This is a genomic window from Xanthobacter sp. NM-59, from assembly GCF_021401125.1.
Taxonomy (GTDB): domain Bacteria; phylum Pseudomonadota; class Alphaproteobacteria; order Rhizobiales; family Xanthobacteraceae; genus Xanthobacter.
This window is the reverse complement of record NZ_JACBFQ010000009.1, coordinates 109,663-131,629: the sequence shown is the minus strand read 5'-3', so window position 1 is coordinate 131,629 and position 21,967 is coordinate 109,663. Positions and strand designations below refer to the sequence as shown.

21 protein-coding genes are annotated in these 21,967 nt (G+C 67.5%); 8 read left to right on the top strand and 13 right to left on the bottom strand.

Translation table 11 applies throughout. The annotated features are described in order from the left end of the window. Positions 1 to 117: 117 nt before the first annotated feature. The 4 genes from L0966_RS16210 to L0966_RS16195 are packed head-to-tail and all read left to right on the top strand — an operon-like array spanning position 118 to position 4,428. A complete protein-coding gene (locus L0966_RS16210) occupies positions 118 to 1,800 on the top strand; it encodes an APC family permease (RefSeq protein ID WP_234053002.1) in 1,683 nt (560 codons plus the stop codon). Between the two features lie 11 nt (positions 1,801 to 1,811). After that, positions 1,812 to 2,399 (top strand): dimethylamine monooxygenase subunit DmmA family protein, encoded by a 588-nt coding sequence (locus tag L0966_RS16205; protein ID WP_234053001.1) that lies wholly within the window; start codon positions 1,812 to 1,814, stop codon positions 2,397 to 2,399. Then, complete coding sequence (locus tag L0966_RS16200; protein ID WP_234053000.1) at positions 2,396 to 3,349, top strand: PDR/VanB family oxidoreductase; 954 nt, start codon at positions 2,396 to 2,398, stop codon at positions 3,347 to 3,349. Before L0966_RS16205 ends, L0966_RS16200 begins: the two co-directional genes overlap by 4 nt. Positions 3,350 to 3,366: 17 nt before the next feature. Then, positions 3,367 to 4,428: a DUF3445 domain-containing protein gene (locus L0966_RS16195; protein WP_234052999.1), complete on the top strand. Its 1,062-nt coding sequence runs from the start codon at positions 3,367 to 3,369 to the stop codon at positions 4,426 to 4,428. A 92-nt stretch (positions 4,429 to 4,520) separates the two neighbouring features. On the opposite strand, the gene L0966_RS16190 is transcribed toward L0966_RS16195, so the two are convergent. Then, on the bottom strand, positions 4,521 to 5,969 hold the full coding sequence (locus L0966_RS16190; protein WP_234052998.1) for an NAD-dependent succinate-semialdehyde dehydrogenase: 1,449 nt from the start codon (positions 5,967 to 5,969) through the stop codon (positions 4,521 to 4,523). A gap of 207 nt (positions 5,970 to 6,176) precedes the next feature. Between L0966_RS16190 and L0966_RS16185 the strand changes: the two genes are divergently transcribed. From L0966_RS16185 to L0966_RS16175, 3 genes are all read left to right on the top strand, one after another. Further along, the gene (locus tag L0966_RS16185) at positions 6,177 to 7,169 is read left to right on the top strand and encodes an MDR family oxidoreductase (RefSeq protein ID WP_234052997.1); all 993 of its coding nucleotides are present in this window, start codon (positions 6,177 to 6,179) and stop codon (positions 7,167 to 7,169) included. 215 nt (positions 7,170 to 7,384) lie between these two features. Continuing rightward, positions 7,385 to 8,041, top strand: a complete 657-nt coding sequence (locus tag L0966_RS16180; RefSeq protein ID WP_234052996.1) for a GntR family transcriptional regulator — start codon at positions 7,385 to 7,387, stop codon at positions 8,039 to 8,041. Between the two features lie 94 nt (positions 8,042 to 8,135). After that, entirely contained in the window at positions 8,136 to 8,672 is a 537-nt protein-coding gene (locus tag L0966_RS16175; RefSeq protein WP_234052995.1) for a GNAT family N-acetyltransferase, read from the top strand. A 114-nt stretch (positions 8,673 to 8,786) separates the two neighbouring features. Here L0966_RS16175 and L0966_RS16170 read toward each other — a convergent pair whose 3' ends face one another. Together L0966_RS16170 and L0966_RS16165 are read right to left on the bottom strand one after the other, a co-directional pair. Further along, positions 8,787 to 9,191 (bottom strand): DoxX family protein, encoded by a 405-nt coding sequence (locus L0966_RS16170; protein ID WP_234052994.1) that lies wholly within the window; start codon positions 9,189 to 9,191, stop codon positions 8,787 to 8,789. Positions 9,192 to 9,279: 88 nt separating this feature from the next. Continuing rightward, the gene (locus tag L0966_RS16165) at positions 9,280 to 10,113 is read right to left on the bottom strand and encodes a class III extradiol ring-cleavage dioxygenase (protein ID WP_234052993.1); all 834 of its coding nucleotides are present in this window, start codon (positions 10,111 to 10,113) and stop codon (positions 9,280 to 9,282) included. A 124-nt stretch (positions 10,114 to 10,237) separates the two neighbouring features. On the opposite strand from L0966_RS16165, the gene L0966_RS16160 reads away from it, so the two are divergent. Next, positions 10,238 to 11,167: a LysR family transcriptional regulator gene (locus tag L0966_RS16160; protein WP_234052992.1), complete on the top strand. Its 930-nt coding sequence runs from the start codon at positions 10,238 to 10,240 to the stop codon at positions 11,165 to 11,167. A gap of 33 nt (positions 11,168 to 11,200) precedes the next feature. On the opposite strand, the gene L0966_RS16155 is transcribed toward L0966_RS16160, so the two are convergent. The 10 genes from L0966_RS16155 to L0966_RS16110 all read right to left on the bottom strand — a co-directional run bounded on the left by L0966_RS16155 (position 11,201) and on the right by L0966_RS16110 (position 21,645). After that, positions 11,201 to 12,841 (bottom strand): Na+/H+ antiporter, encoded by a 1,641-nt coding sequence (locus tag L0966_RS16155; RefSeq protein ID WP_234052991.1) that lies wholly within the window; start codon positions 12,839 to 12,841, stop codon positions 11,201 to 11,203. 294 nt (positions 12,842 to 13,135) lie between these two features. After that, a complete protein-coding gene (locus tag L0966_RS16150) occupies positions 13,136 to 14,323 on the bottom strand; it encodes a CaiB/BaiF CoA-transferase family protein (protein ID WP_234052990.1) in 1,188 nt (395 codons plus the stop codon). A 26-nt stretch (positions 14,324 to 14,349) separates the two neighbouring features. Further along, positions 14,350 to 15,162, bottom strand: a complete 813-nt coding sequence (locus tag L0966_RS16145) for an IclR family transcriptional regulator (protein WP_234052989.1) — start codon at positions 15,160 to 15,162, stop codon at positions 14,350 to 14,352. Positions 15,163 to 15,267: 105 nt separating this feature from the next. Beyond that, positions 15,268 to 16,014, bottom strand: a complete 747-nt coding sequence (locus tag L0966_RS16140) for an enoyl-CoA hydratase-related protein (RefSeq protein ID WP_234052988.1) — start codon at positions 16,012 to 16,014, stop codon at positions 15,268 to 15,270. Between the two features lie 55 nt (positions 16,015 to 16,069). Next, positions 16,070 to 17,053, bottom strand: a complete 984-nt coding sequence (locus L0966_RS16135; protein ID WP_234052987.1) for a nitronate monooxygenase family protein — start codon at positions 17,051 to 17,053, stop codon at positions 16,070 to 16,072. Further along, positions 17,050 to 17,772, bottom strand: coding sequence for an ABC transporter ATP-binding protein (locus L0966_RS16130; protein ID WP_234052986.1), 723 nt, complete (start codon positions 17,770 to 17,772; stop codon positions 17,050 to 17,052). Before L0966_RS16130 ends, L0966_RS16135 begins: the two co-directional genes overlap by 4 nt. Further along, positions 17,765 to 18,475 (bottom strand): ABC transporter ATP-binding protein, encoded by a 711-nt coding sequence (locus L0966_RS16125; RefSeq protein ID WP_234052985.1) that lies wholly within the window; start codon positions 18,473 to 18,475, stop codon positions 17,765 to 17,767. Before L0966_RS16125 ends, L0966_RS16130 begins: the two co-directional genes overlap by 8 nt. After that, positions 18,462 to 19,490: a branched-chain amino acid ABC transporter permease gene (locus L0966_RS16120; protein ID WP_234052984.1), complete on the bottom strand. Its 1,029-nt coding sequence runs from the start codon at positions 19,488 to 19,490 to the stop codon at positions 18,462 to 18,464. The genes L0966_RS16125 and L0966_RS16120 overlap by 14 nt, the downstream gene beginning before the upstream one ends. A gap of 10 nt (positions 19,491 to 19,500) precedes the next feature. Further along, positions 19,501 to 20,373 carry a branched-chain amino acid ABC transporter permease gene (locus tag L0966_RS16115; RefSeq protein ID WP_234052983.1) on the bottom strand — a complete coding sequence of 291 codons (873 nt, stop codon included), beginning with the start codon at positions 20,371 to 20,373 and terminating at the stop codon, positions 19,501 to 19,503. Positions 20,374 to 20,454: 81 nt separating this feature from the next. Then, positions 20,455 to 21,645 carry an ABC transporter substrate-binding protein gene (locus L0966_RS16110; protein ID WP_234052982.1) on the bottom strand — a complete coding sequence of 397 codons (1,191 nt, stop codon included), beginning with the start codon at positions 21,643 to 21,645 and terminating at the stop codon, positions 20,455 to 20,457. Positions 21,646 to 21,967 lie beyond the last annotated feature (322 nt).

The following is a 21,967-nucleotide window of genomic DNA, read 5'->3' as shown; positions in this document are numbered from 1 at the left end:
AAATGGGCAGCGCTATGGATAAAAAATCGGCTCGATCTTACTTAGGGTCAGTTGTATATCCTCATTGACAATAAATTTTCGTATGGAGAAACTCCCTCCAGAAAGAGGGGTCAAACCATGAGCATTGCAGCGCTTAAGGAAGCGGCGTCTGCCCCAGAGGCGGGCGAGCTTCAGCGAAAGATCAGTTGGACGGGGGCATTCTGGATCGCCAGCGGCGTTCCGGCCCTCGTCCTGTTCTCCATTGGAGCCATTGCGGCCACGGTCGGCGCACCCGCATGGGTGATCTGGATCGTGTCCATCTCCTTCGGTTTCCTTCAGGCCTTCACGTATGCCGAAATTGCCGGCCTGTTCCCGCACAAGTCGGGCGGTGCCTCGGTTTATGGCGCCATCGCGTGGGTGCGCTATTCCAAGCTGCTGGCGCCGTTCTCAGTGTGGTGCAACTGGCTCGCCTGGTCTCCGGTGCTCTCCATCGGCTCGGGTCTGGCGGCGGGCTATGTGCTTTCCATTCTGTTCCCGGCCGATTCCGTCATCAACACCTGGTCGCTGACGCTGCTGGACCTCAACTGGCTGAAGAGCGGCCTTGAGCTGCGCGTCAACGCCACCTTCTTCCTGGGGGCGGCGCTGCTGCTCGTCGCCTTCGCCATCCAGCACCGGGGCATCAGCCAGACGGCGCGGGTGCAGGTCATCCTCGGTGTCGCGGCGTTGCTGCCCTTGATCCTCATCGGCCTTGTGCCGCTCTTTACGGGAGACGTGCTGGCCGCCAATCTCGGGCCGTTCGCGCCGCTGGCGAAGGATGAGGCGGGCCATGTGATCGCCGGCCAGTGGAACATGGCGGGCATCACGCTGATGGCCGGCGGCCTCTTCATCGCCGCGTGGTCCACTTATGCGTTCGAGACGGCCGTGTGCTACACGCGCGAGTTCAAGGACCCGGCGCGCGACACCTTCAAGGCCATTCTTTATTCCGGCCTTCTGTGCATCTTCGTCTTCACCGTGGTTCCCATCGCCTTCCAGGGCGTGCTCGGCCTCGGCCAGATGGTGACGCCGGCGGTGCTGGACGCCCAGGGCAATGTGGTGACGCCGGCCGTCTATGACGGCATCCTCTCCGCCGACATCTATTCCGGAATGGGGGTGGCGACCGCCATGGCGGGCATGATCAAGGGTGGCCCGGTGGTGCACAACATCATCGTGGTGATGCTGATCTTCGCCCTGATGCTGGCCATCATCACGTCCATGGCCGGCTCTTCGCGCACGCTCTATCAGGCGTCGGTGGATGGCTGGCTGCCCAAGTACCTGTCGCATGTGAACGAGAATGGCGCACCCACCCGCGCCATGTGGACGGACCTCGGCTTCAACCTCATCCTGCTGATGATGTCGGACTATGTGTTCGTGCTCGCCATCTCGAACTCTTGCTACATTCTGTTCAACTTCCTCAACCTCAACGCGGCCTGGATTCACCGCATCGACCGCCCGAACTGGGAGCGTCCCTTCAAGGCGCCCAACTGGCTTCTGGGCACCGGCGTGGTGCTGTCCTTCGTGAACATGGCCCTGCTCGGCATGGGCGCGGACATCTGGGGCGCCGGCACGCTGGTGACGGGCCTCGTGTGCGCCGCCCTCATCCTGCCGGTGTTCGCCTTCCGCCACTATGTGACGGACAAGGGCCAGTTCCCGGCGGCCATGCTGGAAGACATGCACCTGAAGGCTGAGGAAGGTGCCGGAACCCGCGCCGGGCTGCTGCCCTACCTGGCGCTCCTCCTGGGCGCGGTGGTCGTCATCGTCGCCCATTCCATCGCGGTGTACTGAACGGAAACGAGATGAGCGACCAAGGGATCAAGAGTAAACCGACCTATGGCAAGATCGCGGGCGACAAAGCCGCCCGCTATCAGCTCCTGTTGGTCGAGGGGGCTGAGATTCCGGCCGAAGTGCTGGCGGAAGGGGTTGACCCCTCCGCCTTCGAGACCTGGACGGTGGCCCATGCCAGCGCCCTGCCGGCCGCGCCCATGATGGACGAGGCCCCGGGCACGGTGCGCCCGTTCCGCTCCGCCTCCCACATGTTCTCGGCCCTGGAGGAACGGTTGGACCGTGAAACCATGGGCCTGCGTTTCTACGCCGTGGGCGCCGAGCCGTTCCTGTGGGACGCGTTCAACATCGCCTCCGCCGCCGGGCTGTCGCAGCAGGAGATGCAGTTTGCCCATGTGGGGCCGAAGGCGCGGCGCATCTATTGCGTCCATTGCCGCACCCTGATGGATGGCGTCACCACGTCCATCGTCACCTGCACCGGCTGCGGCGCGCCCCTGTTCGTCCGCGACCATTTCTCCAAGCGCCTCGCCTCCTACATGGGCGTGCAGGTGGATGCCGAGGCCCCCGGCGAGGTGCCCGCAGCTGAGGAGCTCTACAAATGAACGCCGGAACCCTCAGCGTGCGCGTGCGTGAGATCACCGAGCTCGCGCCCACCCTCAAGCGCTTCTCCTTCGAGCCCGCCCATGGCGGCGAGTTCCCCACCGCCCCCGCGGGCGGCCACGTGATGCTCACCCTGCGCGACGGCGACAAGGTGATGAAGAACGCCTATTCGCTGGTTTCCGCCCCCGGGCAGCGCGCGCGCTACGAGATCATCGTGCGCAAGGTGTCCCAGTCGCGCGGCGGCTCGGCCTTCCTGCACAGCAAGGTCGCGCCCGGCGACGTGCTGGACATGGCCATGCCCGGCAGCCTGTTCTCGCTGGCCTCCACCGCGAAGAAGCACCTGCTCATCGGCGGCGGCATCGGCATCACGCCCATGCTTTCCTTCCTGGCGGAGCTGAAGAGCCGGGGCGGGCGCTGCGAGATGCACCAGCTCTCGTCCCTGGACGAGGCGCCGGTGTTCGAGCGCCTGCTGGCCCCGTTCTCGGACGACGCCGAGATTGCCATTCACACCGGCGGGCGCGCGGCCTTCGACCTCGCCGGCCTGCTGGCGCGCCAGCCGCTGGGCACCCACGTTTATGTGTGTGGCCCGCACAGCCTGATGGATGCGGTGGTGTCCACCGCCGCCGCCTTGGGCTGGCCGAAAGGCAAGGTGCACAAGGAAAGCTTCGGCGCCGCCGCCGGCGGCCTGCCGTTCAAGGCCATCCTGAAGCGCTCCGGCATCGAGGTGGAGGTCAAGGAGAACGAGACCCTGCTCGAGGCCATCGAGGCGGCGGGCGTGGCCGCCTCCTGCCTGTGCCGGGGCGGTGCCTGCGGCGAGTGCGCCACGGCCGTGGTGGACGGCGAGCTGGACCATCGCGACGACTTCCTGTCCGACGAGGAAAAGGCGGCCGGCAAGCTCGTCATGCTGTGCGTGTCGCGCGCCCGGGGTCCGCGCCTCGTCCTTGATCTTTGAGCCGTGGAGGGAAGACCATGACCGTCCAGTTCAAGCCCGCAGAAACCTTCCGCGACATGTTCAACTTCAAGAAGTCGCCGGAAGACATCCTGCGCTTTCCGTTCCCGTTCCCCGAGGATGAGTACATGTACTCGGTGAACATCGAGCCCCACGTGAAGGGTGGCCCCACCGCTGCCTTCCAGGCGGCGTTCGACATTGACGAGCACTATATCGCCGAGTGCCGCGAGCGTGAGCGGGTGCTGAAGGAGGACCCCAAGCGCTGCCAGGTGCTGCCCCATATGGCGACCGCCGAATGGGACACGCTGGAACTCATCATGGAGAGCCTGGCGTCCGACTATCCCGAGCACTTCTCTCTGTCGAAGGCCGGCGACGTGTGGACCTGGGTGAACCGCCCGCTGGGCATCCACCAGACCTTCACCTTCGGCAAGGCCGAGACGCTGCCCTATGGGCCGTTCGAGTACATCACCCGCCAGGTGCAGGGCGACTTTACCCTGCAGGACCAGCGGGACGACATGCTCTATGTGGACGGCGGCATGGTGACCACCCAGGCCGACTGGTCGTTCGAGTTCAATATCGGCATGAGCTTCATGGAGTGGCACGGGCCGGTGCCGGTGGCGCACGAGGCCGGCGTGTTTGAACGCGCGCTCAAATATTTGATGCGCCTGCAATATGGCCAGCCGGTGCGCCGGCTCAACTGGACCATGACCATCAATCCGCGCCTCGACACCTCGCCGGAGAATTATCCGGTGTGGGGTCCGGACCGCACCACGGTGACGCCGGAGAATGTGGGCGACAAGGTGCATCTGCGGGTGGAGCTGCAGACCCTGTTCCGCCTGCCGCGCTCCAACGCCATCCTGTTCGGCATCCGCTGCTATCTGGCGCCGCTGAACGATCTGGTGAAGGTGCCCAAGTGGCGCCGTCGCCTGCATCGCGTGCTGCGCGGCCTGCGGCCGGAACTGGCCGAATACAAGGGCATGACCCGCTATCGGCAGACGGCGGTGGACTATCTCGCCGCCCTGGACGACGGCGCCCCCACCTCCAAGGGCATCGCCCCGGAGATCGACAAGCTGGAGGGCTGACGCCCGGCGCCTTGCGTTCCACGGTCCTGAAACAAAGAACGGCGGCTCCTCGGGAGCCGCCGTTTTTTCATGTCAGGCGCTGGTGAGGCCGCTCAAACGCCGGCCTGGGAGACGAATTTCGGGTTGAGATAGGCTTCGATGGCTTCCGAGCCGCCCTCGGAGCCATAGCCGGAATCCTTCACGCCGCCGAACGGCACTTCCGGCAGGGCCAGGCCCAGGTGGTTGATGGTCATCATGCCGGCTTCCACTTCGTTCGCCACCGCTGTCGCGGTCTTGGCGGAGCGGGTATAGGCGTAGGAGGCAAGGCCGAAGGGCAGCCGGTTGGCCTCGGTGATGGCTTCGTCGAAATCCGAGAAGGGCACCATCATGGCCAGCGGGCCGAAGGGCTCCTCGTTCATCATCCGCATCTCGCGGGTGACGCCCGTCACCACCGTGGGCTCGAAGAAATAGCCCTTGTTGCCGATGCGGGCACCGCCCGTCGCCACTTCCGCTCCGCGCTGGCGGGCATCGGCGATCAGCGCTTCCATGGCCGGGATGCGCCGCTCATTGGCGAGCGGGCCCATGGTGGTGTCGGGGTCGAGCCCGTTGCCCACCTTCACCGTCTTGGCCACGGCCACGAAGGTGTCCACAAATTCCTGGTACACCTTTTCCTGCACCAGGTAGCGGGTGGGGGACACGCAGACCTGGCCGGCATTGCGGAACTTGGCGGTGGCGATCTGCCGGGCGGCGGCCTTCACGTCGGCATCCTCGAATACGATCACCGGCGAGTGGCCGCCCAGCTCCATGGTGGCCCGCTTCATGTGCGCCCCGGCCAGCGCCGCCAGGTGCTTGCCCACCGGGGTGGAGCCCGTGAAAGTGATCTTGCGGATGGTGGGATGGGGAATGAGATATTCGCTGATCTCCGCCGGCACGCCATAGACGAGGCCGATGACGCCCTTGGGCACGCCCGCATCCACGAAGGCGCGGATGAGCTCGGCGGGGGAGGCGGGGGTCTCCTCCGGCGCCTTCACGATGATGGAGCAGCCGGCGGCGAGCGCCCCGCACAGCTTGCGCACCACCTGGTTGATGGGAAAATTCCAGGGCGTGAAGGCCGCGACGGGGCCAACCGGCTCCTTGACGACGAGCTGGTAGACGCCCGGCGCGCGGGCGGGGATGACGCGGCCATAGGCGCGCCGGCCTTCTTCGGCGAACCAGTCGATGATGTCGGCGGCGGCGAGGGTTTCGCCGCGCGCTTCCGCCAGCGGCTTGCCCTGCTCCTGGGTCATGAGGCGGGCAATGCCCTCCGCCCGCTCGCGCAGCAGGTCGGCGGCGCGGCGCATGAGCTTGGAGCGATCATAGGCCGACACCTTCCGCCAGACGGCAAAGCCACGGGCGCTCGCCTCCAGGGCCGCGTCCAGGTCGCCGCGGGAGGCGTGGGCGACGCTGCCGATCTCCTCCTCAGTGGCCGGGTTGAGGACCGCGATGCGGCGTCCACCCTCGGCATCCCGCCAGATCCCGTCAATATGGAGCTGGACGTTCGGGTAGGTCTGGTCCTGAAGCATGGGCGGATCCTCACTGTGTTCCGCGGTCGCGCCGGCGCGCGCCACCGCGCACCTATAGCCCTCGAAGGCGGGGGGATGAAGCGCCCTCGGCTCGCCGCCGTCGGTTGCGCACCGCGGCGGGGCTTGTTTCCGAAAGCGGGCCGCAATAGGCACGCACAAGGGCACCGCGAGCGCGGCAAGCCCGCAAGATGCCAGGGAGAATGGCCCATGACGCAGGAAACGTTCCGGGCGCTGGTCGCGCGCAAGGCCGAGGGGGGACAGGCTGTCGCCCTGGAGCAGATCACCGAGGCGGACCTTCCGGAGGGCGACGTCACGGTGGACGTGGAATACTCCTCCTTCAATTATAAGGACGGGCTGGCCCTGAAGGGGCTCGGGCGCATCCTGCGCACCTTTCCCATGGTGCCCGGCATCGATTTCGCCGGGACAGTGCGCGCGAGCGGACACGTGGATTTCAAGCCCGGCGACAAGGTGGTGCTCACCGGCTGGGGCGTGGGCGAGAACTGGTCCGGCGGCTTCTCCGAGCGGGCAAAGGTGAAGGGCGAGTGGCTGGTGAAGCTGCCGGCCGGCCTTTCCCCCCGGCAGGCCATGGCCATCGGCACCGCCGGCCTCACCGCCATGCTCTGCGTGGATGCGCTGGAGCGCCACGGCATCGCGGCTGGCGGCGAGGTGCTGGTGACGGGCGCGGTGGGCGGTGTGGGCTCGGTGGCGGTGCGCCTGCTGTCGCGCCTCGGCTACAAGGTGAGCGCGCTCACCGGCCGGCGCAGCGAAGAGGACTTCCTGAAGAGCCTCGGCGCCAGCGCCATCGTGGATCGGGCCGATTATGCCGCGCCCGGCAAGCCGCTGGCGGGCGAGCGCTGGGCCGGCGCCGTGGACACGGTGGGCGGGCCGGTGCTGGCCAATGTGCTGGCATCCACCGCTTATGGCGGCGCCGTGGCGGCCTGCGGCCTTGCGGGCAGTTCCGAGCTTGTCACCACCGTGTTTCCGTTCATCCTGCGCAACGTCGCGCTGCTCGGGGTCGATTCGGTGAATTGTCCGGTGGCGCGGCGGATCGCGGCATGGAACCGGCTCGCGGTCCTTCTCACCGAGGCGGATTTTGCCCTGGTGACGCGTGAGGTTGGGCTGGATGAGCTCTTCGACCTCGCCGGCGAGATCCTCGCGGGCCATGTGCGCGGGCGGACCGTCGTGGCCGTGCGCCGCTGAGGGCATGCCTTGCGACGGGGTATCCCGGGATGGGGTGCCCCGTGGCACCACGCGGGCAACACCGTCCGGCCGCCGCGACATGTGCGCGCGGCCGGCCGCGGACAGCACGCTTATGATGCAGTCGGCCCCGGATCGAAGTATACGAGTGGATACGGCATGCGCCGGCGGGGTGGGGCGATTGTCACCGGCCGGCTCGCAGATGATGACAGAGGACCATGGACGAGCCTTCGGACACCAATCTTTCCCGTGCGGAATACGCCTACCAGCGGATTCGCGATGCGATCCGGTCGGGAGAGTTCCAGCCGGGCCAGCGGCTGCGAGAGGCCGACCTCGCCGAGCACTTCAAGGTTAGCCGGACCCCCATCCGGGAAGCCATACGGCGCATCACCGCAGATGGCCTGTTGGAGCTGGTGCCCGGCCGTGGCCTCGCGGTGGCGCAATTCTCCATGCAGCAGGTGCGGGAAATCTATTTCCTGCGCGCGGTGCTGGAGGGGGCCGCCGCGGCCCTCGCCGCCCAATATGCCTCGCCGTCCGAGGTGAAGGCCATGGCCGACCTGCTGGACCAGAGCGCGGACGTGCTCGACGACCCGAGCGAGACGGCCCGCTTCAACCGCCTGTTCCATCAGGCGATTTATGAGGCGGCCCGTAATCGCTACCTGTCGCAGGCGCTGGCGCAATTGTCCGATGCGCTGACCCTGCTGCCGGGCACGACCTTCGAGGCTGCGGGGCGTTCGCCTTCGGCCTTGGTGGAGCATCGCGCCATCCTGGACGCCATTACCGCCCGCAAGCCGGAATTGGCGGAGGAAGCTGCGCGTTCCCACATCCACCGCGCCAGCGAAACGCGCATCGACATGATGTTCCGCACCGCCTGAGGGGCCTCTCCATTCGGTGCGCCGAAGGTGTTCCCTCCGTCCGCCCTTCGCGCAAAGGGCGGAGACGGCGGAGCTTGTGAGGAGCAATATCGGCATGGAACGCTCTGAGGGGGGCGGTTTCCGCGTCCGTCCCGCCGTGGCTGCCGATGCTCCCGCCCTCCCGGCCGTGGAACGTGCCGCGGGGGAGGTGTTCCGCGCGCTGCCCGATCTCTCCTGGATTGCGGACGACGCGGTGCAGTCGGAGACGTGCCGCCGCGAGCTTATCGCCAGCGGCGGCGCCTGGGTGGCGGAGGATGCCAGCGGAAGGCTTATCGGCTTTCTGAATGGCGCCGCGCTGGACACGGCTTTCCACATCCATGAGCTCAGCGTTGTTCCCGAGCGGCAGGGGGAGGGCATCGGCCGCGCCTTGCTGGCGGCGGCGCGCGGCTGGGCCACGGGCGGGGGCTTCACGGCATTGACGCTGACGACCTTTCGCGATGTGCCGTGGAACGGGCCCTTTTATGCGCGGCTGGGCTTCGCGGCCCTGAAGGATGACGCTCTCTCGCCCGCCTTGATGCGCATTCTAGATCGCGAGGCGGCGGCGGGCCTGCCGCGTCGGCGCCGCTGCGCCATGATGCTGCCGCTGCCCTGACGCGGAAACACGAACGCCGCCGTGGACGAGCCGCGGCGGCGCTGGAGATACGTCGTATCGGTCAGTGAAAGCCTTCCCCACGGTCGTGATGCGGGGAGGGCATCAGCGGGGTGCTCAGGCGTCGGCGGAGCGCAGCTTGTCCAGGCTCCAGGCGCCGCCGCCGGCGACGGCAAGATAGAGGAACACGAAGGAATAGAGCGCCGCCAGCTCACCGCCATTCAGGATGGGGAAGAAGTTCTGCGGGGCGTGCACCATGAAATAGGCCACTGCCATCTGGCCGGAGAGCAGGAAGGCCACCGGTCGCGTGAACAGGCCCAGCGCCAGCAGCACGCCACCCACCAGCTCGATGATCCCGGCGACGCCGAACCGCGACAGAATTTGCAGGTTCGCGAACATGGGCACCAGCGGGAAGGCGAACAGCTTCGCCGTGCCGTGGGCCAGGAACATGAGCGCGGCCATGATGCGCAGCACGGACAGGATGCGCGGGCGCCAGGCGTCGAAGAAGTCGTTCGAGAGCATGATGTTACCTTGAAAGATGCCGGCGAGGGCGGGGGCAGTCAGCGCCCTGCTCGCCGACAGGACGCGGAACGTGTGATGGGCCGGGCGCTCAGCCGAACTGGAAGCCGGAATACGCCTTGCCGAAGATGTGATCGTGGAAGACGCGGCGGCCGGGATCTGTTCCCGCAGCGCCAGCCGCCACGAACAGCGGCACCAGGTGCTCGCTGCGCGGGTGGGCCGCCAGGGCAGCGGGGGCAGAGGCCCAGGCCGCGAGCCGGGCTTCCCGCTCCGCCGGGTCCTTGTCCTCCACAGCCTGGGTGAGCCACGCGTCGAACGCCTCGGAGGCGAGGGCGACGCGCGGATCCGGGCTGAAGAAGGCCCGCAGATTGTGGAAGCTCATGCCGCTGCCGACGATGAGCACGCCCTCGTCCCGCAGCGGCGCCAAAGCGTGGCCGAGGGCCAGATGGGCCCTGGGATCAAGCTCACGCTGCAGCGAAAGCTGCACCACCGGCACGTCGGCGTGGGGATAGATGAGCATGAAGGGGATGAACACGCCGTGGTCATAGCCGCGCGCGCCATCCTCGCCAGTGGCGATGCCGGCACCCTCCAGCAGGCCGCGCACGCGCGCCGCCAGCTCAGGCGAGCCCGGGGCCGGGTAGCTCAGCCGGTAGGTGTCCGCCGGAAATCCGTAATAGTCGAACAGCATGCCCGGCCGGGTGCCGCTGTTGACTGTGACGCGGCTCTCCTCCCAATGGCCGGAGATGACCAGCACCGCCTTCGGCCGGGCACCCAGGCTGGCATCGAGCCCGGTGAGATAGTGCGCGAGCCCGTCCCACCGCGCGGAGGGGTCGTCCGAGGGCGCCATGAAGGGCCAGGGGCCACCGCCATGGGCGATGAACAAGGTGGGCCACCTCTTGGTGGCTGCGGTTTCGGTGCTGGACATGAGGGTGTCCCTTTCTCGCGGTCCGGCGTCAGGCGCCGTTTGCGTGAGGGGAATGTGGGACTTCCCATCATCGAAAAAAACTGGGAAACTTTCGGCATTCAATATCGAAAAATGCGATGATGATATGGACGGCCTGACCCTCGATCAGATCCAGGTGTTTCTCACCGTGGTGGAAACGGGCAGCTTCTCGGCGGCGGCCCGGGCCATGAACCGCACCCAGTCCGCGGTCACCTATGCGGTGCAGCGGCTGGAGGAGCAGTGCGGCGTGTCGCTGTTTGATCGCGATGCCTATCGCCCGACGCTGAACGAGGCCGGCCGCGCCCTGCTGCCGCGCGCCCGGCGCATTGCCGAGGCGGTGGGCGCGCTGCGAATGGAGGCGCGCGGCATCGCCGGGGGGCTGGAGCCGGAGCTGTCGCTCGTGGTGGACTCCATGTTTCCCATGCCGGTGCTGCTGGAAGCACTGAAGGGCTTTCGCGCGCACTTTCCCACGGTCCAGACCCGGCTTTATGTGGAGAGCCTGTGCGGCGCAGCCCAGCTCGTCACCGACGGAGGCTGCGCGCTGGGCGTGGTGGTGGCTTCGGCCACCGACACGTCGGTGCTCACGCGGGTGCCGCTGCTGGAAGTGGAGCTGGTGCTGGTGGCCGCGCCCTCCCATCCGCTGGCGGGGCGCACCGGGCCGGTGCCGTCAGAGGACCTGCGCGATTATGTGCAGCTTGTGCTCACCGAGCGGTCCGGGCCCGGCGAGCCTGATCGCGGGGTGCATGCCACCCAGACCTGGCGCATCGGCGATCTTGGGGCCAAGCACGCCATGCTGCGGGCGGGCCTGGGCTATGGCTCCATGCCGCGCCCGATGGTGGAGGCGGACCTTGCCTCCGGTGATCTGGTGCGCATCGTGCCGGAGGATTGGGACGGGCGCGCAAGCGGCCTTTCCCTGCCCATGTGCGTGGTGCATCGCACCCGCGACGCCTTGGGCCCCGCTACCCGGTGGATGGCGGACCATCTCGCCGCCGTCTCCCGCGCCTCTCCGCCGGGCAAAAGCCAGGACGCGCGGTGAGGGGGCTCGCCGGGTCGCGGCCGCCCGGCGCCCTCAGCTTGGAAGCAGGCGGGCTTCCTGAAGGTCGATCTCGCGCACCAGCTTGCGCACCATTTCGTCGGAAAGCTCGTTGGCGCGACCGCGGCGGTAGAATTCCTGGCGCTCCGCGCGCAGGGCCGCAAGGCGCAGCTCCTGCTCGATGCTCTCGGCCTGGCGATAGCGCTCGCCATCGGCGCCACCGCGGCCGTGACCGTCGATGCGCTGGCGATAGAGCTCCATCAGGCGGGCGCTCATTTCCGTGTAGAGGTCCGCATCGTGGCGCCCCCTGGAGAGGCTGTGCTGGGCTTGCTCGATGGCCTTGATGGCGGCCTCGGCGGCGGCGGCGCGGGCGCGGTCTTCCTCCTTCTGGTGGGTGGGCTCGGCCGGTAGCTTCAGGCCCTTCAGCAGCACCGGCAGCCCGATGCTGGCAGCCACCAGCGAGACGATGATGACGCCCGCTGCCAGGAAGATGGCGAGGTCGCGGCCGGGGAAGAAGGAGCCGTCATTCATGAAGATGGGCAGGCTGAGCACGCCGGCCAGGGTGATGGCGCCGCGCACGCCCGCCAGCGAGGTCACCGCCACCAGGCGCCAGCTTGGCCGCTCCATGCGGTGGCCGCGCCGCGCGGCGCGGTAGAGGGTGAAATTGAGCGAGAACCACGCCCACACGAACCGCAGCGCCGCCAGCGCCACATTGATGGCGAGCACATAGACGATCAGCCAGATGGGTTCGTGATGCCCGGCCTCGCGCACCACCCGCGCGGCACCGGAGATGATGGAGGGCAGCTGCTCGCCCAGGAGCACGAAGATGACGCCATTGGCGGCGAACTGCACCATGTCCCATACGGCGGTGCGCTGCATGCGGGTGATGGCGAGCGCCTGGCCAGTCTGCTCGGCATAGCTCATGGTGATGCCCGCCGCCACGGCCGCAAGGATGCCCGAGCAGTGGAGGTGCTCGGCCAGCAGGTAGGCGGCGAAGGGAATGAGCAGGCTGATGAGCACCTGCGATCCGGTTTCCTCGCCCAGCCGGTGGGAAATCCAATTCTTCGCCTGGGTCACGCCCAGGGTCACGGCGATGCCGATACCGATACCGCCGGCGGCCAGCCACACGAAGGTGCCGGCGGCCTCCACCAGCGAGAAGCTGCCGGTGAGCGCGGCGGCCACCGCAAAGCGCATGCACACGAGGCCGGAGGCATCGTTCAGCAGCGACTCGCCCTCCAGAATGTGCATCAGCCGCTTGGGAATGGGCACGCGGGCGGCAATAGCGGACACCGCGATGGGGTCGGTGGGCGAGAGAATGGCGGCGATGGCGAAGGCGACCGCCAGCGGAATGGCCGGGATCATCCAGTTGATGAACAGACCCAGCCCCAGAACCGTGAACACCACCAGCCCGAACGCCAGCTCCAGGATGGCGCCCCGGTCCGTCAGCAGCCCTTCCTTGGGAATGCGCCAGCCGTCGAGGAACAGCAGCGGCGGCAGGAAAAGGAGAAAGAAGATGTCCGGCTGAAGCTCCACGCCCAGGTCCGCTACGGCGGCGATGGAGAAGCCGAGGGCGATCTGCACCAGCGGCAGGGGGACCGGGATGGGCAAAGCGCGGGTGATGGAGCCGCTGAGAACGACGCCGACAAGCAGCAGCAGGGTCGCGGTGATGGTGGCCATGGCGCAGGATCTGGGCGCGTTTGCGGGAAACCCGCGGAGGGAAAAGGGGTCCGCGCCGGCGACCGCTACACGTCATCGGCTGCCCGGACCAGGGCCGGGAGGCCGATGGATCTTGTCCAGCCGTCGCCGGATCACGTCACCGCCGGAGCTTCCTCCGGCCGGCGGCGCGAGTCGCGGCGTTGAGACTGGATATCACCCCCTTCGATGTCACCACCATGGCATTGGGCGGGAGCGCGGCGATAGGTCTTAGGTCGGCCCCCCGGTTCCCATCGCCGGCAGCGCCCCCGGGACCGCTCAGTCCGCGAGGGGAGTGCCCGCGGCGATGATGTCGGCGGTGTGCTCGGCGAGGCGGGGGGGCATGCGGCGTACTGGCAGGCGCTCGCCATCGAAGCGGTAGGGCGGGGCGAGCACGTTCTGGTCGACACCGTCCAGGGAGGTGCGGCGCACCACCATTCCGGTCTGGGCCGCGCGGGGGGAGGTGAGGGCTTCCAGCAGGCCGAGAACCTCGCCGGCCGGGATATCCGCCGCCTTGAGCGCCGCCAGCAGATCAGCGCGGCGATGCTTCAGCAGCTCGGCTTTCAGGATGGGCAGCAGCTCCGCCCGATTGCGCGAGCGCTCCAGATTGGTGGCGAAGCGCGGATCCTCGGGCAGATCGGGCCGCTCGATGATGACATCGCAGAAGCGCTTGAACTGGGCGTTGTTGCCCACGGTGAGCACCAGCGGCCCGTCGGCGGCGGGGAACACGCCATAGGGTACGATCGAGGGGTGCGCATTGCCGTAGCGCGGCGGATCCTTCTGCTGGGCCAGCGCCTCCAGGCCGTAATAGCAGGTGAGGGTGAGGCCGCAGTCATACAGCGCCAACTCCAACTTGCGCCCGCGCCCGGTGCGCTCGCGCTGGTAGAGGGCGGCGAGCACCGCCTGCGCCGCATATTGGCCGGTGAACAGGTCCACCGCCGCCACGCCGAACTTCAGCGGCGGCTGGTCGGCTTCGCCATTCAGCGCCATCAGGCCCGCCTCGCCCTGCACAACGAGATCATAGCCGGGGCGGGTGGCTTCCGGGCCATCGGAGCCGTAGCCGGCGATGGAGCAATAGATGAGGCGGGGATTTTCGGCGGAAAGGTCCCCATAGCCCAGGCCCAGCCTGTCGGCGCCGCCGGTCTTGAAGTTCTGCACCACGATGTCCGCTTCCCGCGCCAGGGACTTCACCAGAGCGAGGCCCTCGGGCGTGGTGAGGTCGGCGCCGATGGAGCGCTTGTTGCGGTTCACGCTGTCGAAATAGGAGGTGTTGGTCTTGCCTGTGCGCAGGCCCCAGTCCCGGGTGTCGTCACCGCGCACCGGATGCTCGACCTTGACGACGTCGGCCCCCAGATCTCCCAGCACCTGCGCGCACCACGGGCCCGCCAGGATGCGCGACAGATCCAGAACCTTCACGCCCGACAGGGGCAGGTCGGCGGCATCTTGCGGGGACACGGCTTCACTCATCGAAACGGACTCCGGGGAACGGGGCGTCAGGCGCCCATCACGCCGTCCAGGCGGCGCACCATCTCGATCAGGCGCGGGCGCACCTCGTCGAGCAGGAACTTGGGTTCGGAAATAACGGTGGGGGCGCCGCAATTGATGGCCATGGGCGGCAGCCCGCCGCCAGGGCGGAAGCCCACCGCGATGGCGCTCACGCTCGGCTGCCAGTCGCCGAAGGAGCAGCAGCAGCCGAGGGTGGCGTGGTCCTCCATGGCCCTTTCCAGGTCCGCGCGCACCTGGGGCCAGGCGAGGGAATCCAGCATCTTGATCTCCTCGAACAACGGTGCGCGCTCCGCCTCGGTGAGGACGGAGATGAACGCGCGGCCGATGGAGGAGCGCACCATCGACATGCGCACGCCCACATCGATGTTGAGCGAGATGGCGGCCGGTCCCCTGAGGCATTCCACATAGCGCATGGAGAGCCGGTCGCGCACGGCAAGGCCCACCGTGGCGTTGGAGAAGTTGGCCAATTCGCGCATGGCGGGCCGGGCGATCTGGCGCACGTCGAGCCCGCCCAGTGCAACGGTGCTGAGGGCCACCAGCTGGGTGCCCAGGCGATACTTGCCCACTTCCTCCACGAAATGCAGGTAGCCGAGCTTCGTCAGCGTGTAGGTGAGGCGCGAGACGGTGGAGCGCGGCAGCTTGCAGCGCTCCGCGATCTCGTGATTGGCAAGGAACGTCTCGCCCCGCTTGAAGCAGGCGAGCACCTCCAGCCCCCGCGCCAGAGCGGTGACGAAGTGGCGGTCGTCCTTGCCTTCGCCGTCAGTGTCGATCTCGGTCGGGGGCGTGTCGTTCGCTCTCATGGTCGGGCTTTCAGGGCCACGCCGCGCCGGGGCGCGGGCGCCGCGGCGGGGTGCCGTCGGTGCCCCCATTATCGGGGATTCGGGGCGGGGCGCATCGCTCATCCCTTACCTCTTGAAGAAGGCCGCGAACGCGGCCTGGGCGGCGGGCTGGAGCCGCAGCGCATGGAAGTGCTCCGCTTCCAGCGCCAGGGCGCGGGCGACGGGCTCTGCGGTGGCATGGCGCAGCAGGCTCTTGGTGGCGGCGAGCGACGCGGGCGGCAGCGCAGCGAGGGCTTTTGCCCTTTCCAGCGCGTGGGAAAGGGCGGCGCCCTCCTCGGTCACCGCGTTCACGATGCCGGCCTCAGCCGCCTCAGCCGCGCCGAACAGCTCGCCCAAAAGCAGCAGCTCCGCGGCGCGCTTGGTGCCGGCGATGCGGGGCAGCAGGTAGCTGGAGGCGCCCTCCGGGCACAGGCCGAGATTGACGAAGGGCAGGCGGAAGCGGGCGCCGGCGCCAGCATAGGCGAGATCGCAATGCAGTAGCATGGTGGTGCCGATGCCCACCGCGAAGCCTTCCACCGCGGCCACCACGGGCTTCGGGAAGGTGGAGAGCACGCCGAGATAGGTGAGCCCCGCGCTGGGCTCGCCGGCATTGGAGGTGTCCTGGAAATCGGCGAGGTCGTTGCCGGCGGTGAAGCAGCCGGCCGCGCCGGTGAGCACCACGGCGCGCACGCTGTCATCGGGTGCGGCGGCCTTCAGCGCCTCGGCCAGGGCGCCATAGGTGGCGCGATCCAGTGCGTTGCGGCGCTCGGGGCGGGAAATGGTGAGCTGGCGCACGCCCTCGTGCGGATCGGTGATGATGAGGCTGGGGCTCATGGCGGCGTCTCCTGTGGGTGGCGGGGGCTTGTGCCGCCTCGTGCGCGGTGGCCGCTCAGGCGGCGAAGCTCGCCGCGCGGGCCGCGAGGCGGGCGCGGGCGTCCTGATATTCGCTGGAGAGGCGTGCCACCACCTCCGCCACAGGCGGCACATCGGCGATGGTGCCCACGCCCTGGCCGGCGCCCCACACGTCGCGCCAAGCTTTCACGCGGGTGGAGCCGAAATTCATGGCGCTCTTGTCCTGGTGGGGCAGGGCATCCGGATCGAGCCCGGCGGCGACGACGGACGGCTTCAGGTAATTGCCCGGCACGCCCGTGAAGAAGGGCGAATAGAGGATATCCGCCGCCGAAGAGGAGGCGATCATCTCCTTGTAGGGCTCCACGGCGCGGGATTCCGCCGTGGCCAGGAAGCGCGTGCCCATATAGGCGAAATCCGCCCCCAGCGCCTGGGCGGCGAGGATGGCTTCGCCCGTGGTGATGGCGCCCGCGAGCGCGATGGGCCCGTCGAAGAAGCGCCGGACCTCGCCCAGCAAAGCGAACGGGCTCAGCGTGCCCGCATGGCCACCGGCACCGGCGCACACCAGGATGAGGCCATCGACGCCCGCTTCCAGCGCCTTTTCCGCGTGGCGCACGGTGGTGACATCGTGGAACACGACGCCACCATAGGAATGGGCCTGGCGCACCACATCCCCCGGCGCGCGCAGCGAAGTGATGATGAGCGGCACCTCATGGGCGACGCACGTCTCCATGTCCCGCTCCAGCCGGTCGTTGGAGGCGTGGACGATCTGGTTCACGGCGAACGGCGCGATGCGGCGGGTGGGGTCGGCGGCCTTGGCGGCGGCGAGCTCCGCCTTGATGCGGGTGAGCCAGCCGTCCAGCGTGTCGGGCGCGCGGGCATTCAGGGCGGGGAACGAACCCACGATGCCCGAGAGGCACTCGGCGATCACCAACTCCGGCCCGGAGACGATGAACATGGGCGAGGCGATCACCGGCAAAGTGAGGCTGTTTCGGAAGGCCTCCGGCAGGCGGCTGGCACTCATTGGGCGGCCTCCTCCTTGACGCCCTCGCGGGCGAAATAGAGGTCGTGCAGCCGATCGAGATCGATGCCGGCCGCCTTTTCGGACAGGATCACCTTGCCTGAGCGCATCAGATGCAGATCGTCCGCCACCGACAAGGCGATGCGGGTGTTCTGCTCGATGAGAACGATGGTGGTGCCCTCTTCCTTCAGCTTGCGGATGATGTCGAACACCTCGTTCACGATCACCGGGGCAAGGCCGAGGGAGGGCTCGTCGATGAGCAGGATGCGCGGCTTTGCCATCAGCCCGCGCCCCATGGCCACCATCTGTGCCTCGCCGCCGGAGAGGGAGCCGGCGAGCTGGTGCCGGCGCTCCTTCAGCCGCGGGAAGAAGGCGTACATGCGCTCGATATTGGTGGCGAGGTCGGCCCGGCAGCGCTCGGGATAGGCGCCCAGGCACAGGTTTTCTTCCACCGTCATGTCCCGGAACACGAGCCGACCCTCGGGCACCATGACGAGGCCCTGGGCTGCCAGGTCCCAGGTCTTGCCCTTGAGCGGCTGGCCGCCCATGAGGATCTCGCCCTGATAGGGCAGAAGGCCCGTGAGGGTGCGCAGCAAGGTGGTCTTGCCGGCCCCGTTCGGCCCCACGATGGCGGTGAGCGCACCCTCGCGGAAGGTGAGGTTCACGTCCCACAGGACGGTGATGGCGCCGTAGCCGGAGGTGAGGTTGCGCGTCTCAAGCATGGGCGGTCCCCGTATAGCTTTCCACCACGGCCGGATTGTTGAACACCTCGGTGGGGCTGCCGTCGGCGATGAGCTGGCCGAAATTCAACACCACCGCGCGGGTGCAGAGCCCCGAAATGGTCTCGATGTCGTGCTCGACGATCACGATGGTGAGGCCGAACAACTTGTGCAGCTCCTTCAGCTTCATCATGAAGGAGCGCTTGGCGTTGCTTTCCAGGCCCGCCAGCACCTCGTCGAGCAGCAAGAGCTTGGGCTCGGTGGCGAGCGCCTTGGCGATCTCCAGCCGCTTCAGTTCCTGCAACGCGAGGGCGTTGGCCGCGTCCGCGTCCGCCTTGTGGGAGAGCTCCATCACGGCGAGGATCTCGTCGATGCGGTTTTCGTCATGCCGCCCGGCGCCGAACACCTGCGCCACCGCCAGATTTTCCCGCACCGAAAGGTGGTGCATGGGCTGGGGGATCTGGAAGGTGCGGCCGATGCCCGCCCGCGCCCGTTTGTGCAGCGGCAGGCCGGTGACGTCGGTGCCGTTGAAGGTGATGCGCCCGCGCGCCTTCACGAGGCCCGAAATGGAGTTGAACAAGGTGGTCTTGCCCGCCCCATTGGGACCCACCAGCCCCAGGATCTCGCCCTTTTTGATATGGAACGAGATGTCGGACAGTGCGGTGAGCCCGCCGAAGCGGACGGTGACGGCGTCAAGCTCCAGCATGGCTCTTCTCCGAGGTCTTGTTGAACTGGCCCTTGGTGAAGAAGCGTCTGACAAGACCGGCGAGGCCATTGGGCGCCAGCAGCACCATGATGGCGAGCACGATGCCCAGCAGGATCTGGTGGCCCACCGGGATCAGGCTTTTGGCGATCACCTGGTCGAACAGATAGATCACCACCGCGCCGAAGATGGGTCCCAGCACCGAACGGTAGCCGCCGAACACGGCCGCGATGATGGGCATGACGCTCCACACGCCGGAAAAGGCATAGTCCGGCTCCAGGAAGCCGATGATGTGCGCGTTGAGCGCCCCGAACACGCCGGCGATGAAGGCGGAGAGGAACAGCATCCAGGACTTCAGCAGGGTGGCGTTCACGCCCACCACGCGGGTGGCGTCCTCGCTCTCGGCGATGGCGCGCAAGGCGGTGCCCACATGGCTCTTGCGCAGCAGCACATAGACCACCGCGAACAGCACCACGCAGGCGAGCACCACCACATAGCTTCCGGCCCGATCGGCGAGATCGATGCCGAAAAGGGTGGGCAGGCCCGGATAGCGCTGCAATCCGGCGGCCCCGCCCGTGAGCCAGTCGAGCTCGGTGGCGAGGATGCGGAAGATCTGCGCATAGGCCAGGATCGCCAAAGCGAAATAGGGGCCCGACAGGCGCAGCGCCGGCAGCATGGCGATGGATGACAGGGTGGCGACCACCCCGCCCAGCGGAATGGCCAGCAGCACCGGCACGCCGAGCTTGGCCGCCAGCAGCGCCGAGGCATAGGAGCCGACGCCGAAGAAGGCCGCATGGCCGAACGAGACCATGCCCCCGAGATTGCCCAGGAGCGCCCAGGACAAAGCAAGGCCCGACAGGATGAGGGCCGAGATCAGAAGGCCGAGCATATAGGGACTGGCGCCGGTCAGCAGCGGCAGCAGGGCCAGGATGACGAGGCCGGCGCCGAGCAGGGCGCCGCGGCCCTGGAAGCGGGATGAGGCCACCGGGGCGGAGGTTGCGGGCGAAGTCACACTCATGGCTTGCCTTTCAGCCGCGCCGGGCGCGCGCGCCGAACAGGCCGTTCGGCAGGAGGAACAGGACCAGGAGGAACAGCACCATGCCGGCGAGCTCCTGAAGGGCGGAAGAGGCGAGGGTGACGGTGAGCGCCTCGGTGACGCCCAGCAGCACCGCGCCCAGGAACACGCCGGGAATGGAGCCCACGCCCGCCAGCACGGTGATGATGAAGGCCTTCACGGTGAGCGCATGGCCGGTGGCCGGCTGCACCACGCTCATGGTGTAGAGCGCGACGCCCGCGAACGAGGCCAGCGCCCCCGCCACCAGGAATGAGACCGTTTCGATGCGCGCGGGGTTGATGCCCATGAGGCGTGCGGCATTGCGGTTGGAGGAGACGGCGCGCACGGCGCGGCCGTACCAGCTCGACTTGAGCCACCACCACAGCACGCCCATGAGCACCACGGACAGCACGAAGGCGATGATCTCGCCGCGCATGGCGAACAGATCTCCGAACGACACTGCATCCTGCAGGAAGGCGGAGGAGGTGCTGCGCATGTCACTGGCGAAGATGAGCAGGATGGCGTTGGTGAGGATGATGCCGATGGCGAAGGTGAGGATCAGCGAGTTGAGCTCGCGGTGGTCCTTGATCTTGTCCACCAGCACGAACAGCGCCCAGCTCACCGCCATCACCACCACCAAAGCGAGGGGGATGGCCCAATAGGGGTCGAGCCCGGTGCGCGATTCCACCAGATAGGCCATGTAGGCGGCGAGCAGCACCAGCTCGCCGTGGGCCAGATTGATGATGCGCATGGCGCCGAAAGCGAGCGCCAGGCCGAGCGCCACCAGCGCATAGACGCCGCCGATGAGCACGCCGGAAAACAGCGCCTGCAAAATGAGATCGGTCATGTCACCTCGACGGGGAACATCGTGTCCTGAAGGAACCCGCGGAGGCGATGCCTCCGCGGGAGAGGGGCTCTCAGGAAAGGATCACCAGGGCAGGCCCGGATAGACGACCTCGCCATTGGCGGCCGACTTCGGGGAGACGAGCACGATCTTGCCGTCGCGATGCTGGCCCATGGAGAGCGAGAAGTTGGGGTTGTCGCCGGTGGCGTCGAACTGGATGCGGCCGAGCAGGCTGTCGCGATCGGTCTTGCGCATCTGCTCCGCAAGGCCGCCCTTCTCCAGCGAGCCGTCCTCGGCGGCGCGGAAGATGGCCTCGCACAGCACCATCGTTTCGACGAAGCTGAGGGTGGAGAGATACTCGATGTCCTTGTTGTAGGTCTGCTTGTAGACCTCGGCGAACTTCTTGCCTTCCTCGCTCTTCACTTCCACCGGGAAGGGCAGGAAGGAGGTGCCGACCACGTTGTTCATGAGGTCGGGAAACTCGGTGTACATCTTCGGGGTGGCCAGCGACCAGGTGCCCACCATGAGCTTCACATTGGGCTTCAGCACCTTGGCGGCGCGGATGATGCCCACATAGTCATTCTCGTAGGCCGACATCATGATGATGTCCGGCTTGTCCTGCAGCTTGATCTTGTTGATGATCGGCTTGAAATCGGTGATGGCGGGGTCGAACTTGTGCACGGTCACCTTGATGCCCTTGGCCTCAAGGTCCTTTTCCAGGCCTTCCGCGAGCAGCGCCGGGGCTTCCTTGGTGGACGCGATGATGGAAACCTTCTGCGGCTTCAGATCACCGATCAGGGTTGCGATGCCGCGCTCGTAGCCGGCATTGTTGTTGATGCGGAAGAAGGTCTTCAGGCCGCGCTTGGTCAATTCGTCGGAGACCGCGCCGGCGGTGATGTAGACCTTGCCCAGCTTGTCGGAAGCATCCGACGCCGGGCCGATGATGTTGGAGCCATAGCCGCCGATGATGGCCACCGAGCCGTCCGCCGCCAGCTTCTCCACGGCGGACACGGCCTTGGCGGGGGTGCTTTCGTCGTCGATCAGGTCGATCTTCACCTGATACTTGGGCGAGATGGCGTTGCACATCTTCACCGCCACCTGCATGCCTTCGTTGAAGGCCTGCCCCGAGCGGGCGAGCGTGCCCGTGAGCGGCATGTGGGCGCCGATGGTGAAGGTCTGCGCCTCCGGCTTTCCGGCATCCTGTGCCTTCGCGCCGGTCGCGCCCGCCGTGAGGGCGATGGCGAGCGTGGCTGACGCGATCATCTTGCGGACCATGTTTTTCCTCCCAGAGCGAATCCAGCGCCGGAAAGCAATTCCGAACGAGCGCTCGTTCGGATGAGCTTCCAAGATCAGGTGGAGACGAAGGCTGCGTCCGGGGGCGGCCCGGGCGTCTCTTCCGGCTCCTGCGGGTGATCCGGCAAGGGGAGGTGGCGCTGATTCATGGCGTCGCCAGCAGCGTGGGCCTTCGGTTCAAAGGGCCCTGAAGCTCCCGCGCCACAGGCGCTGGAACATGCTGCGTCTTCCTCCCCGCTGCGCGGTTTTTCCGCGTTCTGAGCCCTTCGAGCGGCGGTTCGCTCCAGGGCCATCGATGAATGGC

Excerpts from the sequence above, each read along its gene's own strand:
- L0966_RS16170 (WP_234052994.1), bottom strand. The coding sequence starts at position 9,191 with ATGCTCTCGAACGACTTCTTCGACGCCTGGCGCCCGCGCATCCTGTCC.
- L0966_RS16200 (WP_234053000.1), top strand. The coding sequence starts at position 2,396 with ATGAACGCCGGAACCCTCAGCGTGCGCGTGCGTGAGATCACCGAGCTC.
- L0966_RS16140 (WP_234052988.1), bottom strand. The coding sequence starts at position 16,014 with ATGAGCCCCAGCCTCATCATCACCGATCCGCACGAGGGCGTGCGCCAG.
- L0966_RS16125 (WP_234052985.1), bottom strand. The coding sequence starts at position 18,475 with ATGCTGGAGCTTGACGCCGTCACCGTCCGCTTCGGCGGGCTCACCGCA.
- L0966_RS16180 (WP_234052996.1), top strand. The coding sequence starts at position 7,385 with ATGGACGAGCCTTCGGACACCAATCTTTCCCGTGCGGAATACGCCTAC.
- L0966_RS16165 (WP_234052993.1), bottom strand. The coding sequence starts at position 10,113 with ATGTCCAGCACCGAAACCGCAGCCACCAAGAGGTGGCCCACCTTGTTC.
- L0966_RS16115 (WP_234052983.1), bottom strand. The coding sequence starts at position 20,373 with ATGACCGATCTCATTTTGCAGGCGCTGTTTTCCGGCGTGCTCATCGGC.
- L0966_RS16185 (WP_234052997.1), top strand. The coding sequence starts at position 6,177 with ATGACGCAGGAAACGTTCCGGGCGCTGGTCGCGCGCAAGGCCGAGGGG.
- L0966_RS16195 (WP_234052999.1), top strand. The coding sequence starts at position 3,367 with ATGACCGTCCAGTTCAAGCCCGCAGAAACCTTCCGCGACATGTTCAAC.
- L0966_RS16160 (WP_234052992.1), top strand. The coding sequence starts at position 10,238 with ATGGACGGCCTGACCCTCGATCAGATCCAGGTGTTTCTCACCGTGGTG.
- L0966_RS16205 (WP_234053001.1), top strand. The coding sequence starts at position 1,812 with ATGAGCGACCAAGGGATCAAGAGTAAACCGACCTATGGCAAGATCGCG.
- L0966_RS16175 (WP_234052995.1), top strand. The coding sequence starts at position 8,136 with ATGGAACGCTCTGAGGGGGGCGGTTTCCGCGTCCGTCCCGCCGTGGCT.
- L0966_RS16135 (WP_234052987.1), bottom strand. The coding sequence starts at position 17,053 with ATGAGTGCCAGCCGCCTGCCGGAGGCCTTCCGAAACAGCCTCACTTTG.
- L0966_RS16155 (WP_234052991.1), bottom strand. The coding sequence starts at position 12,841 with ATGGCCACCATCACCGCGACCCTGCTGCTGCTTGTCGGCGTCGTTCTC.
- L0966_RS16190 (WP_234052998.1), bottom strand. The coding sequence starts at position 5,969 with ATGCTTCAGGACCAGACCTACCCGAACGTCCAGCTCCATATTGACGGG.
- L0966_RS16210 (WP_234053002.1), top strand. The coding sequence starts at position 118 with ATGAGCATTGCAGCGCTTAAGGAAGCGGCGTCTGCCCCAGAGGCGGGC.
- L0966_RS16145 (WP_234052989.1), bottom strand. The coding sequence starts at position 15,162 with ATGAGAGCGAACGACACGCCCCCGACCGAGATCGACACTGACGGCGAA.
- L0966_RS16130 (WP_234052986.1), bottom strand. The coding sequence starts at position 17,772 with ATGCTTGAGACGCGCAACCTCACCTCCGGCTACGGCGCCATCACCGTC.
- L0966_RS16120 (WP_234052984.1), bottom strand. The coding sequence starts at position 19,490 with ATGAGTGTGACTTCGCCCGCAACCTCCGCCCCGGTGGCCTCATCCCGC.
- L0966_RS16110 (WP_234052982.1), bottom strand. The coding sequence starts at position 21,645 with ATGGTCCGCAAGATGATCGCGTCAGCCACGCTCGCCATCGCCCTCACG.
- L0966_RS16150 (WP_234052990.1), bottom strand. The coding sequence starts at position 14,323 with ATGAGTGAAGCCGTGTCCCCGCAAGATGCCGCCGACCTGCCCCTGTCG.